12 protein-coding genes and 2 pseudogenes are annotated in these 16,238 nt (G+C 69.0%); 9 read left to right on the top strand and 5 right to left on the bottom strand.

Annotated features, from left to right (window positions below; all coding sequences use genetic code 11):
• The 3 genes and pseudogenes from ACIQ8J_RS35085 to ACIQ8J_RS35075 all read left to right on the top strand — a co-directional run.
• Window positions 1-572: pseudogene (locus tag ACIQ8J_RS35085) on the top strand (serine/threonine protein kinase); the annotation flags it as partial.
• A gap of 575 nt (window positions 573-1,147) precedes the next feature.
• Window positions 1,148-1,336: a hypothetical protein gene (locus ACIQ8J_RS35080; protein WP_403277995.1), complete on the top strand. Its 189-nt coding sequence runs from the start codon at window positions 1,148-1,150 to the stop codon at window positions 1,334-1,336.
• Window positions 1,321-1,707 (top strand): alpha/beta hydrolase-fold protein, encoded by a 387-nt coding sequence (locus ACIQ8J_RS35075; protein ID WP_403277994.1) that lies wholly within the window; start codon window positions 1,321-1,323, stop codon window positions 1,705-1,707. Before ACIQ8J_RS35080 ends, ACIQ8J_RS35075 begins: the two co-directional genes overlap by 16 nt.
• Window positions 1,708-2,044: 337 nt before the next feature.
• Here the strand turns inward: ACIQ8J_RS35075 and ACIQ8J_RS35070 are convergent, their stop codons facing one another.
• Window positions 2,045-3,307, bottom strand: a complete 1,263-nt coding sequence (locus ACIQ8J_RS35070; protein WP_403277993.1) for a sensor histidine kinase — start codon at window positions 3,305-3,307, stop codon at window positions 2,045-2,047.
• Window positions 3,304-4,236 (bottom strand): hypothetical protein, encoded by a 933-nt coding sequence (locus tag ACIQ8J_RS35065; RefSeq protein ID WP_403277992.1) that lies wholly within the window; start codon window positions 4,234-4,236, stop codon window positions 3,304-3,306. Before ACIQ8J_RS35065 ends, ACIQ8J_RS35070 begins: the two co-directional genes overlap by 4 nt.
• Before the next feature lie 301 nt (window positions 4,237-4,537).
• Between ACIQ8J_RS35065 and ACIQ8J_RS35060 the strand changes: the two genes are divergently transcribed.
• From ACIQ8J_RS35060 to ACIQ8J_RS35040, 5 genes and pseudogenes are all read left to right on the top strand, one after another.
• Window positions 4,538-6,025, top strand: coding sequence for a peptidoglycan D,D-transpeptidase FtsI family protein (locus ACIQ8J_RS35060; protein ID WP_403277991.1), 1,488 nt, complete (start codon window positions 4,538-4,540; stop codon window positions 6,023-6,025).
• An 80-nt stretch (window positions 6,026-6,105) separates the two neighbouring features.
• Complete coding sequence (locus ACIQ8J_RS35055; RefSeq protein ID WP_403277996.1) at window positions 6,106-6,786, top strand: response regulator transcription factor; 681 nt, start codon at window positions 6,106-6,108, stop codon at window positions 6,784-6,786.
• Window positions 6,776-8,242, top strand: coding sequence for a sensor histidine kinase (locus ACIQ8J_RS35050; protein WP_403277990.1), 1,467 nt, complete (start codon window positions 6,776-6,778; stop codon window positions 8,240-8,242). The genes ACIQ8J_RS35055 and ACIQ8J_RS35050 overlap by 11 nt, the downstream gene beginning before the upstream one ends.
• A 635-nt stretch (window positions 8,243-8,877) precedes the next feature.
• Window positions 8,878-9,024 (top strand): annotated as a pseudogene (locus tag ACIQ8J_RS35045) (RICIN domain-containing protein); the annotation flags it as partial.
• A 13-nt stretch (window positions 9,025-9,037) separates the two neighbouring features.
• A complete protein-coding gene (locus ACIQ8J_RS35040) occupies window positions 9,038-9,319 on the top strand; it encodes an RICIN domain-containing protein (protein ID WP_403277989.1) in 282 nt (93 codons plus the stop codon).
• A gap of 243 nt (window positions 9,320-9,562) precedes the next feature.
• Here ACIQ8J_RS35040 and murJ read toward each other — a convergent pair whose 3' ends face one another.
• From murJ to ACIQ8J_RS35025, 3 genes are all read right to left on the bottom strand, one after another.
• Entirely contained in the window at window positions 9,563-11,191 is a 1,629-nt protein-coding gene (gene murJ, locus ACIQ8J_RS35035) for a murein biosynthesis integral membrane protein MurJ (RefSeq protein ID WP_403277988.1), read from the bottom strand.
• A gap of 2 nt (window positions 11,192-11,193) precedes the next feature.
• Window positions 11,194-12,315 carry an Ig-like domain-containing protein gene (locus tag ACIQ8J_RS35030; RefSeq protein ID WP_403277987.1) on the bottom strand — a complete coding sequence of 374 codons (1,122 nt, stop codon included), beginning with the start codon at window positions 12,313-12,315 and terminating at the stop codon, window positions 11,194-11,196.
• Between the two features lie 116 nt (window positions 12,316-12,431).
• Complete coding sequence (locus tag ACIQ8J_RS35025) at window positions 12,432-13,622, bottom strand: lipid II:glycine glycyltransferase FemX (protein ID WP_403277986.1); 1,191 nt, start codon at window positions 13,620-13,622, stop codon at window positions 12,432-12,434.
• Between the two features lie 226 nt (window positions 13,623-13,848).
• Here ACIQ8J_RS35025 and ACIQ8J_RS35020 point away from each other — a divergent pair, with 226 nt between their 5' ends.
• Window positions 13,849-16,044: a transglycosylase domain-containing protein gene (locus tag ACIQ8J_RS35020; RefSeq protein ID WP_403277985.1), complete on the top strand. Its 2,196-nt coding sequence runs from the start codon at window positions 13,849-13,851 to the stop codon at window positions 16,042-16,044.
• Window positions 16,045-16,238 lie beyond the last annotated feature (194 nt).

Genomic DNA, 16,238 nt, shown 5'->3' with positions numbered 1-16,238 from the left:
TGCTCCAGGCGCAGGGCGGCCACACCGGCACCTGGAACACCGGCCCGGTCGAGATGATGCACGAGGGTGCCCACACCCCCGCGATGGGCACCACCAGCGCGGCGGGAGCCACCACCGCTATGCCGGTCCAGCGGCCGGGAGTCCGCCCGGACCGTGACGAGGGGCCGACTGGCGAGCCGCGGCGGAGGACGGGCCGCCGTGCCGCGGCCTGGGGGCTAGCCCTATTCGCGGCCTCCGTCGGCGCGGCCTCCGTCCTGCAGGGCGTCGACTCCTCGGACAAGGGCGGCGGCACCGACCCCCAGACCAACTCCCCCGCCCCGTCCCTCTCCCAGCAGGACCAGGTCAGCGAACCGCCTCCGCGCTCCGCAGACCCACCCAGCGCCGATCCGTACGACCTCGGCGACGGTCAATACCGCCAGGGCCGCACCCCGAGCACCCGGCCGTACACCAACAAGCCGACGCCCCCGCCCAGCTCCAGGCATCCCCGCTCCCACTCCCCCACGCCCACGCCGCCCACACCGACGCCTCCCACACCCACGCCCACGCCCACTCCGTCCGGCCCGGAGGAGTGAGCCCGCCCCAACGGACTGGGCTCCTGGAGAACCACGACCTGGGCACTTAGCGAGCTTTGAGATATCTGTTCCCAGTTGTCCTTCGGGTCTGGTCATCGCCGGTAACAGACCGAGCGGACCTCCTGCCCCCAGTCACGAGCACCCTGCGGAACACAGACGATGACACCCCCCGAAACCATGACTACCACGGGCCGGCGGCGCCGCACCAAGCGCTGGGTTCCAACAGCTGCGGGGGTGGCCGTGCTCGGGCTCGCCGCCTGGCCGGTGCTCAGCTACTTCGAGGTCTTCTCCGACAAGGGCGACGCGATCAGCTTCGGTCAGGACGACCAGCAGGGCCGCGAAGCGGGCGGAACGAGTGGTTCCAAGGCGTCCATGCAAACGGGCCCGAAGGCCGATTTCACCATCTCCGGCACCGTACCGGAGGACGGCAGCAAGATCGCCGTCACGACGTACGAGGGCAAGAAGTCCGGGTTCAAGGGCAAGGTGTGGATCTGGGTCCCGCCGCAGTACAAGGACCCGCACCCCGTGCTGATCGCGCCGCCCGGCGACTCCGGGTACCCGAATCAACTATTTGGATGGGACCCGACCTCAAGCTGGAGGCGAGCATCTCCAAGTGGTCGAAGGAGGGCAAGAGCCTGCCGTTCATCGTGGTCATGCCGGTACTCAACCCCGAAGACCACGAAAAGGACCCCAAGGATCCCAAGCTGGGCCAGTACTGGGACGGCAGTGACATCCCCGGCAGCCGAAGATGGGTACCTGGCTGACCGAGGACGTGCCGGACCTGGTCAAGGAGAACTTCCGTACGGTCAATTCCCGTGACGGCTGGGCTTTCATGGGCGCCTCCACCGGCGGCTTCGCAGGTCTGCAGGCCGTGCGGCAGAAGCCGGATCAGTTCAAGGCCGTCATCGCGGCGGGCCCAGACATCGTTCCGGACTCCCGCCTGTGGAAAGGCCACGACCAGGAGAAGGCGGAGAACAACCCCCCCAAGGCGCTCGCCCCGAAGTTGATCAAGTCCGGGCACCCGGACGTCTACCTCGCCTTCGAGGTCGGCACCACGGAAACCGCGGCCAGGCCCCCCATCGAGGACTTCGTGAAGCATTACACGAAGGGTCGTCCCCCGTCCACACCAAGCTGAGCGTCATCCGGGGCGGCAAGCACAATGCCGCGACGTACGTGCCGAACATGGAGTCCGCCGGACTGATCCAGTGGATCAGCGAGCATATTCAGGGCCCACGCCCATCTCGTGAGCGAGCCGACACATGTCCGTTTCCGAGCTGCACGTGCTGGTGGCCGACGACGACCCGGGTGTACGGGAGTCGGTGTGCATCTGGCTCGAACTGCTCGAACTGGAGGGATACCGCGTCAGCGTCGCCCGGTACGGCGCCGAGGCGCTGGCCCTGGCCGCGCAGGAGGGTCCGGACGCGCTGGTGCTCGACGTCCCCGGAAGGGACTCGGACACCGCGCCGCCACGGTCATGCGCCCGAGGGGAGCGAGACCGTGGCGGTCGCCCCGCCACCGGGCGGGTTGGTGAACGTGACCTCGGCGGCGATGAGGCGGGCGTGGCCGGTGACGATGGTCAGGCCCAGGCCGTGGCCCTTCCCGCTGGCCGCCCCAGGCTCGGTGCGGAATCGCTGCGGCCCCTGCTGGATCAGGTAGTCGGGATAGCCATCACCGTGGTCGTGGACGTGGATGCACGGTCCGTCCACCCTGACGACGACGGGAGCCTGGCCGTGGAAGTGCGCGTTGTTGATGAGGTTGGCCAGGATGCGGTCCAGCCGACGCCGGTCGGTGAGGACCGTGGCGTCGTTGACCACGTTCAACTCGGTCGCGTGGCCTGTGTGTTCGATCGCGACCCGTGCGATCGCGGCCACCGACTGCTCCTCGCGCTCCGCCATCTCCGTGGCCGAGTCGAGGCGGGATATCTCCAGCAGGTCCTCGGTGAGCGTGCGCAGGGCGCCGATCCGGTCCTGGACGAGTTCCTTGGGGCGTCCGGGCGGCAGCAGGTCGGCGCTCAGGCTGAGACCCGTGAGCGGGGTTCGCAGTTCGTGCGCCACGTCGGCGGTGAACCGCTGCTCGGTGACAAGGCGGTGCTGAGCAGCCGCCGCCATCATGTTGAGGGCGGCAGCCACATCGCCGACTTCGTCATGCGGCGGGGGACGGCCACCGGCGACGTATTCGTCCACCCGCGCTTCCAGGTCGCCCCCGCTGATGCGCCGGGCGACCGCAGCCGCGTGGTTCAGCCGCCGTCTGACCCGTCTGGCGGCCACGCAACCGATCACCAGAGTGGCGGTGATGGCGGTGATCGCGCTGAGGACGATGGCGCTGTCGAGTGCGTCGAGGGTCTGCTGCTGATGGGAGAACCCGGTGTGGACGGCCAAGGTCCAGCCGCTGTCGGTCGGCATCGCGGCCCACATAGCGGGCTGCCCCTTGAACTCTCCCAGTACCGTGCCGCGTTGTCCGTGTTCCACCATCTCGTGGAGCTGGGGCGGCAGTCCGGCCGGGTCGAGGGACTGCTCGGCGGACGTGCGGCCTGAGACATAGGCCGCCCGTACGGTGTCGAGTCGGCCGAGCGCCTGGCTCCGGGCCTGCTCGACGGTCTCGCGCTTCACCATCAGGTGGACGAGCACGCCCACGGTCAGCGCGACCGAGCAGCACACGGCCGTGAGGAAGCAGACGCACTTCCACGACAGCGAGGACGTCGGCCGTCGGCGCCCGCCGAAGCTGATCTTCTTCATCGTGCGTCTTTGCGGGGGCCGGAGGTGCCGTTTCGCGGACCGGACGAAGGGGATTGCGTGCGATAGTCGGTGCTGCTGATGACCATCTGCTGAGTGGTGCGGTCGTAGGTGTACGTCTCGCGGCGCTGGTACCCGGACTCGACGGGTGACGTGACGACCAGCTGGTGACCGGCGATCGTGATGTCACCGTTCGACACGGGCGCCGCGAGCAGGCTGACGACGCGAGTGCCCTTCAGCCCGTAGACCCGTAGCGACAAGAACTGCGGATCTTCCATCGGGATGCCCAGGATAAGTTCGTCGGTACCGTCGCCGGTCACGTCACGGTAGACGGGCGACAGGACCGGGCAAGGTGCGACTCCTATGGTGCGGCAGGCCGACACCGCCTGGACCGTGTGCGCGTCGAGCGCCTCGGGCCCGACCTCGGGGTGAGAGGTTGCCACGGCGCGCTGGACCACTGCGAGGGAGTCGGCATCGTGCAGGTTCCCGCTGGGAACCGGGGGGAATCCCGGATCGGGCTGCGGATCGGCGGGCGGGGAGTCGACCAGGGCCGGCGGAGGCGACGCGCGAGGTCCCTGGTCGGGCCAGAGCTGCAAGGGGGCGCTCGCGGGGCGGACCTGACCGGCGCTGACGGCCACGTGCGAGGTGCCGCACCCGGCCAGGAGCGCGAGGCCCACCCCGACGACACTGAGACAGACCAGCCGTCGTTGACGGCCCGGCCGGGCCCGGCTCGGTGAGAAGAACGGCGAGATGCTGTCGCCCTTGCAGGTGAAGGGCGGTATCTCGTAGTGATCCATCACCAACCCGGCGGTCAGCCCGCGACAGACCATGCCCACCGCACCGATCACCCAGCGCTTCGTAGGGAAGCGCCTTTTGCGGGGCGGCTGGGGGCCGGACTGGGGCTGCTGGGTGAGCGTCGGGGGATCTGTCATCGACGGCCTGTTCCTCGTATCGATACCGCCCCTCCGTCTCCCGGCGGGGGCGGTAGGCGCGTTGGTTGCGCATCCCAAGAGGTGAGGATTCCGGCAAAGGTTGCATTTTCTGAAGAGGTGGCCATATCGTCCGAGGCTGGTATCCGGCACGTCGGGACAGTTCACGCGTGCGCACCTCATGACCACGTATCGAGCCCCAACGTCACGGGCCGGACCACGCCACCGCGCCTCAGGCCCGAGCAACGTCGGGGAGAACTCCCCGGTCGGTCCCGGATGCCTCCGGGAGAAGGAGACACAGTCAGTGAACAGGCCGCTGCGGCACATAGCCGTCTTCTGTGGATTGCTGGTGCTGGCGCTGCTGGTGCGAGCGACCTGGGTCCAATTCGTCGAAGCCAACGATCTGGCGAGCGACGGCAACAACCGCCGGGTGAAGATCGCGGCCTTCGCCAACCCACGGGGCAACATCATTGTCGGCGGTGCACCCATCACTGGTTCGCAGGAGTCCTCCGGCGACTTCAAGTACAAGAGGACCCTCAAGGAGGGCGCCATGTACGCCCCCATCACCGGGTACGCCTCGCAGGTCATCGGCACCTCACTGCTGGAGCACATCTACGACAAGGTGCTCAGCGGCCGCGACGACCGACTCACCTTCGATCGCGCCAAGAACATTCTCACCGGTGAGAAGACACGGGGCGGCGACGTGATCACCACCATCGACCCGAAGGCTCAGGAAGCCGCCTACAAGGGCCTGACCAAAATCAACGCCAAGGGTGCGGTGGTCGCCATCGATCCGCGCTCCGGCAGGATTCTCGCCTTGGCCTCCACACCGTCGTACGACCCGTCCGCCTTCGCCGGCATCTTCGACGGCGACAAGTTCGCCGAGCTCGACAAGAACGAGAACAAGCCTCTGAGCAACCGGGCGCTGCGCGAGACCTATCCGCCCGGCTCCACCTTCAAGATCCTCACAGCTGCGACGGCCCTGGAGTCTGGCGCGGTCACTGATATCAACGCATCCTCCGGCGCGGTGTCGCCGTATCAACTGCCCCTTTCGACCACGAAGATCAGCAGCGACGCGGGGGACGCGGCCTGCGACAAGGTGTCGATGAAGCGGGCCATGGAGATCTCCTGCAACAACGTCTTCCTGGACGCGGCCAACAAGGTGGGCCGGGACAAGATGCGCGAGACCGCGGAGAAGTTCGGGCTCAACTCCAGCTTCTACGACAAGAGTTTCGGGGACCTCGCGGCTTCCAAAAGCCTGTACCCCGACAAGCTCGACAAACCTCAAACAGCCCTGACCGGCATGGGGCAGGGCAGCCTGACCAGTACACCGCTGCAGATGGCCGTGGTGACCGCAGCCCTCGCAAACGACGGCAAGCTGATGCAGCCGCACCTCGTCGACGAGGTGCGCGGCCCGGACCTGTCGACGATCGAGAAGCACGAGCCCAAGCAGCTCTCGCAGGCCGTCTCCGCCTCAACGGCGAAGAAGGTCCAGGAGATGATGGAGGCCACGGCCACCGCCGACGACGGCAGCGCCCGCAAGGCGCGGATCGACGGGGTCACGGTCGGCGGCAAGACCGGTACCGCGCAGCACGGCGCCAATGTCCGCGAGGGGCGGCCGTACGCGTGGTTCGTCTCGTACGCCAAGCAGGCCGACGGCACATCCCCGGTGGCAGTCGCGGTCTTCATCGACCCCAAGGACATGAAAGACATCTCCCGTTCCGAAATCTCGGGCGGCAAGCTCGGCGCTCCCATCGCCAAGGCCGTCATGGAAGCGGTTCTCCACAACTGAGAATCCGCCCAAGGCTTGCTTAGCACACTGAAGTAGCTCACCTCAGAAAATATGTCTACAAGGCGGTCACACTGAGCACCATAGAGATCCTGGTGGTGGAGGACGACCAGCAGGTCGCCGCAGCGCTGCGGCGCGGGCTGGAGGCGGAGGGGTACGTCGTCGACATCGCGGCCGACGGCATCACGGGGCTCCGGCTCGCCGAGCGCCACCAGTACCAGGCGGTCGTGCTCGACATCATGCTGCCCGGGCTCAACGGCTACCGGGTGTGCGCCGAGTTGCGCAAGGCGGGTGTGGCCACCCCGATCCTGATGCTGACCGCGAAGGACGGCGAGTACGACGAGGCCGAGGGCCTGGACACCGGCGCCGACGACTACCTCACCAAGCCGTTCTCGTACGTCGTCTTCATGGCCCGGCTGCGCGCCCTGATCCGGCGCGGCGGTGCCACCGCCCCGGACAAGGTGCTGCACGCAGGTGACCTCTGGCTCGACCCGGGGGCTCGGCGCTGCGGCCGGGGGGAGACCCAAATCTCGCTCACGACAAGGGAGTTCGAGGTGCTTTTGTGCCTGGCCCGCAGCGGCGGGCAGGTGCGATCCAAGACGGAGATCCTCGGCGAGGTCTGGGACATGGCCTACGACAGCGGCCCGGCCATCGTCGAGGTCTACATCAGCACCCTGCGCCGCAAGGTCGACGCCCCCTTCGGGCGGCACAGCATCGAGACGGTCCGCGGGGCCGGATACCGGCTGGCAAACGATGGTGCGTAATCCGCTCGCGCGGCTCTCCACCGGGGCCCGTACCGCCGTCGCCGCCGGGCTCACCACGTTGCTGCTCGCCACTGCCGGCGCCTGGTTGCTGCGTCAGTACGTGTACGACTCGCGAATGGCGGCCGCCGAGGCGCAGACCCTGAACCAGGCGCGGATCATCGCCCGGGACAACGCGGCGGACCAGGGTCTCGCGGGCATCATGCACAGCGACACCGTGGGGCTGCCTTTCATCGTGCTCGACCCTACGGGCGTCCCGGTCCTGCAGGGCGAGCCGTTCAAGAGCCAGACGGTCGTCGGCCGCCCGTTCATCCCCGTGCCCCGCGCGGCCCCGCTCAGCTGGAGCACCAAGGTCACGGCGCGCTTCGACGAGCGCGAAGGCCGGGCCTGCAACCGGCTGTCCGGGGGCTCCTTCACCGCCTACGGTGTCTATAGCTGGGTCGGTGCGCCGGACGCCCGGGTGGTGAGCCGCCCCAGGTTCGTCCCCGGCATGTACACCGTGTACGTCCTGGTCACCCCCTTCGCCGCCGAGGATGCCGTCTCCGTCCTCGACGTACCGCTGGCCGCGGGCATCCCGGCCGCTGCACTCCTCGTCGCGGGCATCGCCTGGCTGTCCACCCGCCGCGCGCTGCGCCCGGTCGACGCGATCCGCTCCGAGCTCGCCGTCATCGGCGAGAACAAGCTCGACCGGCGGGTCCCGGTGCCCAGGGCCAAGGACGCCATCTTCCGCATGGCCGTCACCACGAACGACACCCTCGACCGTCTGGAGCGCTCCGCGCAGGAGCAGCACCGCTTCGTCGCCGATGCCTCGCACGAACTGCGCAGCCCCATCGCGGCGCTGCGCACCAACCTGGAGGTCTCGCTCGCCCATCCGGACCGCACCGACTGGTCGCAGGCGACCGGCGAGGCGCTCGTCGCGGTGCGCCGTCTCCAACAGCTCGCCGACGACCTGCTCTTCCTCGCCCGCCCCACCGAGTGCGAGGCCGCCACTGCCCCCGTCGACCTGGCCGACCTCGCCAAGGACACGGTCACCGAGCTGGTCCTGGTCAGCGCGCTGCACGTCACCGTGCACGCTCCGGCGCCGGCTGTCGTCCCGGGCAACACGAGCCAGCTGCGGCGTCTGCTGCGGAACCTGCTGGACAACGCGGCGAGGCACGCCGAGCGGGAGATCACCGTGACGGTCGTCGAGACCGGGGCCGCCGTGCGCCTGGAAGTGCGGGACGACGGGTGCGGTTTCCCGACCGCCGACCGCGAGCGGATCTTCGAGCGTTTCACCCGGCTCGACGAGTCCCGCAGCCGCGACGCAGGCGGCAGCGGCCTCGGCCTGGCCATCGCCCGCGACATCGCGCGGCGCCATGGCGGCACGCTGAACGCGGCGGGCACCGCGCCCGGGGAGGGAGCGAGGTTCGTGGCCAACTTCCCGGCAGCGCAACCGACTTCGCTTCCGAACAAGCGATAGCGCAGGTGGGGTCGGCGGGGGCTGTCCAGGCATGGAGGCACTCGGTCGCGCCGCAGCCCTGCCTACCAGACCGCACTGGCCGTCGACCGAATCCCAAATGAACTTAAGGGTCTTGGGAATCCCTTAAGGGTGATTTCTGCATGATTGACCCAATCAGTCAATCTGGGCTGAATGCCACATCGCAAGGGGATGCCGGAAGATGGTAGACGGGACAAGTCGGCCCTCCTCGGAATCTGATGCGAGCGGCGGTGCGACGAGAGAGGGGACAGCCGTTGCCTCTGCGGGGAGGCCAACCCAGTGGTGGCGTTCGATGGCTTGTTTGCTCTCGACCTCGGCGGCCGCACACGCGCAGCTTTCCCAGAGCGGCCTACCCATCGGGGACGGGATCACGGAATGGTAGAGGGCCAGGGAGAGTTGACCTGATCCGCGCCGTGATGCACACGGGCCGCACCCAGTGATGCTTTGCACCTGGTCAGCCCGCGGGCGCTGGCCTGTTCCGTCTAGTCAACGCGGCTACCGGGATGGTGCTCAGCCTCGCCGTGGTGCGGAGCGCTCCGCGGTGATGCAGCGGGCGGTCTCCGCCTCCGGGACCCAGGCCGGGCGGCTGCGGATGGCCGACCCGCTGTTTCGGCTCATTGCGGCTGGTCCTCACCAACACAGCGAGCGGCGAGGCGGCGGACGGACGTGACGCGCGGGGTGACGGCGAGCGCGTGGTGCAGTGGCAGCCCAACGGGCGTCCCTGGCAGCAGTGGACGCTGACGGCAGGGGGCGACGGCACGTACGTGGTCACCGCGTGTGGCCCCGGGCAAGGTGCTGGATGCCGGGGACGGAACAGACGACGGCGCGGCCCTCGTTCAGCGGGACCGGACCGACGGGCGTCCGCAGCGGTGGCGGATCGAGCCGGACGGGGAGGGCGGCGGGTTCTTCCTCACCGAGGCGGCAAGCGGCCGGGTCGTCGGGAACAGCGACAGCCGCCAGGATGGCACCGACCTGGTGCTGTGGGCGAAGGAACCGGGCGGGCAGCCAGGCCAGAAGTGGTCCGTCGAACCGCCCGAACCAACCGACCCGACCCCCTGACCACGCGCCCTCCCCAGTCGTCTTGGCCCCATGGGCCACGGGGCCGGGACGCGGGGTGAGATCGGCCTACTGCCAGAACGCCTCATCAATCACGATCTGCGGGTCGGTGGTTCGGCACGAGCGGCGTGGACCAGGGCTCGCATCTCCGCAACGCCCGCGCCAAGGCTCTCGTTGAGGAGGCCGGGTGTCTCCGGCGCGAGGCTGCAAAGGCGGAACCAGGCCAGTGACCAGCGCATGCCGGAATCAGAGGCGGCGACGGGCCAGCACTACCACCCCCAGCAGGGGAACCGCTCCGCCCAGCAGGCCAAGGAGCGTGCCGGGGAGGCCGTTGCCTGCGAAGTGGGGGACCAGGTGAGCGATGCCGTAGGCCATCGCGGCCGCGCATGCCGAGGCGGCGGTGAGAAGGGCGTGGGTGCGCACGATGCGGCGGCCGTCGAGGCCGCCGAGGCGGCGGCGCAGCAGCCAGGCCGTGGCAAGGGCGGCGGCAGTGAACGCCAGGCCGAAGGAAAGCGCCATGCCGACCACCGCCCAGCGGGTGGGCAGCAGTAGGTAACTGGCGGTCACTCCCAGGCCGTTGACGGCGAACACGATCAGGTTGAGCAGGAACGGGGTGCGGCCGTCGCGCAGAGCGTACAGAGTGCGCGAGAGAGTGTAGTTAGCAGAGTAGCAGAGCAGCCCGGGGGCGAAGGCCATCAGGGTGAGGGCGATGGCGTGCACGTCGCCGGGGTTGGTGCGGCCGTGCCCGAACGCCACGGTGGCGATCTGCGGTGCGAGGGCCAGGAACGCGAAGGTGGCGGGAACGATGAAGGCGCCGCTGCGCCGCAGGGCCTCGGACACCTGGCCGCGGAGCCTGGGCAGGTCGGCAGCTGTGGCGGCCTCGCTCATCCTCGGCAGCGCAGCCGTGATCAGCGACACGGTGAACACACCGTGCGGGACGATCCACAGCAGATAGGCGTTGGAGTACGTGGTGTATCCGACGCCGAACCCCACGCCGGCCGCGTCGGCGTGCTCGGCGACCCTGGTGGAAAGCCGTGTCACGAGCCAGTAGCCGATCTGGTCGGTGAGGACCATGAGCAGGGTCCAGCCCGCCGTGCCGAGCGGTGCGCCGAGCCCGCTGCCGCGCCAGTCGAAGCGGGGACGCCAGCGCACTCCGACGGCACGCAGGACGGGCAGCAGGGCGAGTGCCTGGACGACGATGCCGAGCGTGGTGCCGACACCGAGGGCCTTGACCTGGTCGCTGGTCATCTCACCCGCGGTGCGGACGTCGTCCGCGCACACCAGGTAGAGGCCGAAGACTCCGCTCACGATGAGGTTGTTGAGAACGGGGGTCCACGCCATGGGGCCGAACCGGCCGCGTGCGTTGAGGACCTGGCCCAGCATGGTGAATATCCCGTAGAAGAAGATCTGCGGAAGACACAGGTAGGCAAAGTGCAGGGTCAGTTGGCGCTGGGCGCCGCTGTAGCTCGTGTACGCGTCGACGATCCACGGTGCGGCGGCGGTCGTCACGACCGTGAGGGCGAGCACGGCCGCGGCGAGCAGGGTGAGCAGCCGGTCGATCGCGGCCGCACCGCCGTCCGGGTCCTGCTGGGCGGCGGCGACCAAGTGCGGGACCAACACCGTGTTGAGGGCTCCGCCGATGAGCAGGATGAACAAGATGTTGGGGACGGTGTTGGCGACGTTGTAGCCGTCGGCCAGCATGCCCGAGCCCAGCGCCGCCACGACCACCGCAGCCCGCAGGAATCCAGTGGCCCGGGAGGCCACCGCGCCGGCTGCCATGAGGAGCTCCGGGCCGGGGCGCAGCCGGCGGTGGCCGGCGGTCGGAGCGGCCTTAGGGGCGGCTTCCGGCTCCGCGGTGTCGGTCGTGGTGGGCACCGTCAGCTCCCCTGCCGCAGCGCGGAGTTGCGCTGCCACTCGGCATAGCTGAGGTTCCACTCGCCGTATCCATTGCCAGTGGCCATCATCTCCTTGCCACCCTGCACTACGAAGACGTCCCCCACCTGTGCCTGGTCGTAGAGCCAGGTGGCGTCCGCGGTGGTGAAGCCGAGGCAGCCGTGGCTCGTGTTTGATGTCCCGATGGTGGCCTCGGCCCATTCGGCCTGGTGCGCGTAGGTGCCCGAGATGGTGAGCCGCATCGACTTCTGCACCATCTGGTCGTACTCGGAGCCCATCCCGACGGTCTGGGAGTTCATCCGGATGGTGCCCTCCTTGGCCATCAGCGTCATCTTGCCGTTCCACGTCTCGTGCTGCTCGTCGCCGCCGGTGACCGGCATCGTCTTGATGTCCTGTCCGTCGCGTTCGAGGGTGAGCCGGTGGGTGGTCAGGTCGACCTTGGCCACCTGGCTCCTGCCGATGGTGAAGGCGGTGGAGTAGGAGCGGACGAGGTAGCGGCCCTCCCCCGTCTCGACGCCGTTGAGGTCGGCCTGCAAGGTGACCTTGGTGCCGGGTTTCCAGTACTCCTTGGGCCGCCAGTCCGCCCTGTACTTGCCGGTGAGGGCTTCCTTCACCCAGCCCCAGGACCCTTCCGTGTTGTTGTCCGTGGTGAGTTTGAGGCGGCGTTCCACGGCGGCCTTGTCCTTGACGGGGTGGTCGAAGGTCAGAGAGACGGGCTGGCCCACACCGACCGTGGACCCGCTCGACGGGAACACCTTGACCGTCTCGGTCGTCTTCGGCTCCAGTGTCGTGAAGCTGCTCCGCGCCTCGGTCTCCTTGCCATCGGCGCCCTTGAGAGTCGCCCGCACCTGATAGGTCGCCTTCGTGGCGAGCGCTGTTGCGAGTACGAAGGCGCCCTCGCGCATCGTGCCGGGGACCGGCTTTCCGTCCGGGGCCGTGACCTGTACGGAGCCGAGAGTGCCGTGGTCGACGCGGATGGCTATGGAGTCCGTCGGCTTGACTCCGTGGGCTCCGTCGGCCGGGGTGATCGTCATGTGCGGGGCGTCCGCGGCGGCCGGTTCCGCGCTCGGCCCGCAAGCGGCGAGCAGCAGTGCGGGGACCGTCATCAGGCCCAGAGTCGTTGCCTTCGCGCAACGGGCGGAAATCCGGTTAACGCTGTTGTTGTTCACGTGAGTTGATGACCTTGTCAGCGGGGAGAAAGGGCGGGGCCGGCGGCGGCGTTTCAGTGGTGGCGGCCCGCCAGGTAGGCCCGGAAGGCGAGGTGCAGGGGGCGACTGAGGACCATGTCCCACTCCCCGAGGTTCTCGGCGACATGACCGCCGGTGCCGAGCTTCCAGCGGAGCAGTCCGTAGTCGCCGCCGTCCGGATCGAGGCAGTCCTGGACGCCGCGCATGTCGTACGTAGTGACGCCGGCTGCGCGGCACTTCTGGATCATCGACCACTGCAGGGCGTTGCTGGGGCGCACGGTCCGTCGGTGGTCGGCGGAGGCGCCGTTGAGGTACCAGGCCCGCTTGCCGACGGTGACGAGGGTGTGGGCGGCGAGGATCTCGCCGCCGTGACGGGCGAGATGCAGCTCCATCCGGCCCGCGTGTTCCGCGTTCAGCACTTCGTACTGCCGCTGGTAGTACGGGAGTTGGCGTCCGAGGTTGAAGCCGTTGCGGTCCTCGGTGATCCGCTGGAGGCGGTAGAACTCCGCGAGGTCCTCGGCCCCGCCGAGCTCCAGGCTCACCCCTGAGGCGACCGCTTTCTTCACGTTGCGTCGCCACTGGGAGTTGAGGCCGCTCCATAGGTCGTCGGAGGAACGGCCGTCGAGGGGAAGGCGGAAGGCGAACCGCGGCTGGGTGTCCTGGTCGGCGGGCTGCCAGCCGAGGGCGCGCAGGCGGTCGGCGACCGTGGCGCCGACCGGGTCCACCCGGTCGGGCAGTACGTCGCGCAGCCGCCGCGCGCTGCCGTCACGGACCGCTTCACGGATGGTGGCGGCCTCCCAGCGGCGGTGGTCCAGCGGCGGGCCGATGCGGACGGCGAAGGCGCCCTGTGTGCGCAGGTGTCCCACCAACGGGTCGAGCCAGCGGCTCAGATCGGGTGTGCGCCAGTCGATCACCGGCCCCTCGGGCAGGTAGCAGAAGCGCCTGCCGAGCCGGGGAATGGTGCGGCTCAGCACTAGGGCGGCGCCCACGAGCCGCCCGTCGGGCAGGCGCCAGCCGACGCTCTGTGCCTCCCAGCCCTCCTTGACCCGGCCCCAGGAGGGGATCTGGGTGAAGCCGGCACCGCCCAGCGCCTCGGCTGTCGGCCCTTCGGCCCAGGCCTGATGCTCCTGCGGTTCGAGCCGCACCAACTGCGGCTCTCCTGCCTCGTGCCCGCCCTCGCGGTGCGGGGTGCGACCGGGGAGGACCGTGCCTTCGAGGTGGCGCATGGGCCCCCCTTTCCTGCTCGGTTTCCGGCCTGGCGCCGGCGAATGCCGTGCAGTGTGCCTCGAACGGCCTGAAGGGGAGCTAAATATCCTTAAGATCTATCAAGGTGAGCTTTTCTTCCTATTTATGCCAGACTGGCGCCGGACAGAGCCCCTTGGGTGCTCAGGGGGGCGCAGCCAGAGGGATGCGAGGGGTGCCGGGACGTAGACGCACGGAGATTCGGGAGTCATGAGCCGAGCCGCAGCACGACGAGGGACCCAGCGCAAAGCGGCCCGCCGCAGGAGAAGTTCCCGACGGGTCAAGCGCACGGGGCTGCGTCGCTGGTTCACTTGGCGCAAACTGCTCGGGTACGCGCTCGCCGTGTGCGCAGCCACCATCGGCGCCTTCGTGGTGCTGTACCTGTACGTCGACGTACCGGAGGGGAACGCGGCGGCGCAGCTGCAGAGCAACGTCTACATGACCAAGGACGGGCATGTCCTCGCCCGCACCGGAAAGGTCAACCGGGAGTCCGTACCGCTCGCCGCGATACCCCTAAGCGTCCAGCACGACATGCTGGCGGCGGAGAACAAGGACTTCTACAGCGACTCCGGCGTCTCGCTCAGCGGCACCGTCCGTGGACTCCTCAACACCGCGCTGGGCCGGGGCACTCAAGGTGGTTCCACCATCACCCAGCAGTACGTTAAGAACTTCTATCTCACCCAGGAGCAGACGGTCTCGCGCAAGGCGAAGGAACTCGTCATCGCGCTCAAGGTCGACCGTGAGAAGCCCAAGGACGAGATACTCGCCGGCTACCTCAACACTAGCTATTTCGGCCGCCGTTCGTACGGGGTGCAGGCCGCCGCCCGCGCGTACTACAACAAGGACGCCAAGCAGCTCACGGTGGCCGAGGGCGCCTATCTCGCGGCGCTGCTCCAGGCGCCGAGCCAGTATGACTGGGCCACTGCAACCGAGGTAGGTAAGGCGCGGGTCAAGGACCGCTGGAACTACGTGCTGGACAACATGGTTAAACAGAAGTGGCTCGACAAGGTGGCGCGGGACGCCCTCACTTTCCCGGTGCCGGCCGAGCCCAAGCCCGCCCCCGGCCTGAAGGGGCAGACCGGTTACCTGATCAAGGCGGCCGACGACGAGCTGCGCCGCCGGGGCGTCGACGGGCAGAAGCTCGACGCGGGCGGCTGGACCATCACCCTGACCGTCGACCCGGCCAAGCAGAAGGCACTGGAATCGGCGGTGCACTCGCAGCTGACCAGCACGCTCAATCCTAGCGGCCGGCCGGCGGACCGGGCCGTCCAGGCCGGAGCGGTGTCCCTCGACCCGAAGACCGGAAACCTGCTCGCCCTGTACGGCGGCACCGACTACCTCAAGCACTACGTCAACAACGCCACCCGCCAGGACTTCCAACCTGCCTCCACCTTCAAGCCGCTCATCCTCGCGGCCGCCCTGGAGCACAACTCCACCACCCAGGACGACCGGCACATCGACGCGGACACCGTGTACGACGGCACCAACAAGCGCCCGGTGCGCGGCAGCAGCATCCCCTTCGCCCCCGAGAACGAGGACCGGGTGAGCTACGGGCGGATCTCCGTACAGTCCGCGATGAACGACTCGGTCAACTCGGTCTTCGCGCAGATGGCCGTCGACGTGGGGCTCGACAAGGTCAAGGCGACCGCGACCGGCATGGGCATGAGCCCGACGCCCGGCTTCACCAACCACCCCGCCATCTCCCTCGGCTCCATGGGAGCCAGCCCGCTGGACATGGCCGCCGCCTACGCGACCCTGGACAACCACGGGCAGGCGAACACCCCGACGATCGTGAAGTCCGTCAAGCGGGCCAGCGGCGCCGACCCCGGCCTGGGCATGCCGAAGCCCGCCCGGTCCATCAACCGCGCCGCGGCGGACTCGGTGACCTCCGTCCTGTCCGGCGTCGTCGACAGCGGCTCGGGCAAGGCGGTGCGCACGGCGGGCTTCACCGCGGCCGCGGCCGGCAAGACCGGCACCTCGGACGACAACAAGTCCGCCTGGTACGCCGGGTACACCCCCCAACTGGTTACCGTGATCGGGTTGTTCGGTGAAGGCGAGGGCGGACGGCAGGTCACCCTGAACGGCCTCGGCGGTGGCCAGCGCGCGGGCGGCGGCGGCTACCCCGCGAAGATCTGGGCGGCCTACACCAAAGAAGCCTTGGGGGCCAACGCCGCGGCCTCCTTCGACCTGAAGCTGCCAACGCCGTCACCTGCCCCGTCCACCAGTGCCACCCCCAGCCGGTCGACGCGCCCGTCGGCGCCCACGTCCCCCAGCGCACCCAACCCGCTTCCCTCAGCTCCGGTGCCCCCGCCCGCGCCGTCGCGCTCCACCCCTCCGCCCCCTTCACCGTACCCCAGCCACTCTCCGACGCCTTCCCCGACGCCAACGCCGCACGAGTCGGACTGAGAGCGCAAGCGCGGCTACTCCGGGGCATGGGAGGCCGTGTGGCGCAAGCTGTTGGATGGGGCAGGGGGTGTCTCGTGGGACAGGCAGTGAGGCGTCCCCGTGACTCTGCTGGTCTTTTCACGGGTGGTCTGGCGTGATCGTTGTCCCGGTGGGACGGTGAGGGCTGGTTGGCGTTCGCGGGGATCCGATGGGGT

It is taken from the genome of Streptomyces sp. NPDC094147, from assembly GCF_044764265.1.
Taxonomy (GTDB): Bacteria; Actinomycetota; Actinomycetes; order Streptomycetales; family Streptomycetaceae; genus Streptomyces.
Note: the sequence above shows the minus strand (reverse complement) of the source record. Positions and strands in the feature narration are given on the sequence as shown.

Coding starts and splice junctions, on each gene's coding strand:
- ACIQ8J_RS35080 (WP_403277995.1), top strand. CDS start 1,148: ATGGGACCCGACCTCAAGCTGGAGGCGAGCATCTCCAAGTGGTCGAAG.
- ACIQ8J_RS35075 (WP_403277994.1), top strand. CDS start 1,321: ATGGGTACCTGGCTGACCGAGGACGTGCCGGACCTGGTCAAGGAGAAC.
- ACIQ8J_RS35070 (WP_403277993.1), bottom strand. CDS start 3,307: ATGAAGAAGATCAGCTTCGGCGGGCGCCGACGGCCGACGTCCTCGCTG.
- ACIQ8J_RS35065 (WP_403277992.1), bottom strand. CDS start 4,236: ATGACAGATCCCCCGACGCTCACCCAGCAGCCCCAGTCCGGCCCCCAG.
- ACIQ8J_RS35050 (WP_403277990.1), top strand. CDS start 6,776: ATGGTGCGTAATCCGCTCGCGCGGCTCTCCACCGGGGCCCGTACCGCC.
- ACIQ8J_RS35030 (WP_403277987.1), bottom strand. CDS start 12,315: ATGACGGTCCCCGCACTGCTGCTCGCCGCTTGCGGGCCGAGCGCGGAA.
- ACIQ8J_RS35025 (WP_403277986.1), bottom strand. CDS start 13,622: ATGCGCCACCTCGAAGGCACGGTCCTCCCCGGTCGCACCCCGCACCGC.
- ACIQ8J_RS35020 (WP_403277985.1), top strand. CDS start 13,849: ATGAGCCGAGCCGCAGCACGACGAGGGACCCAGCGCAAAGCGGCCCGC.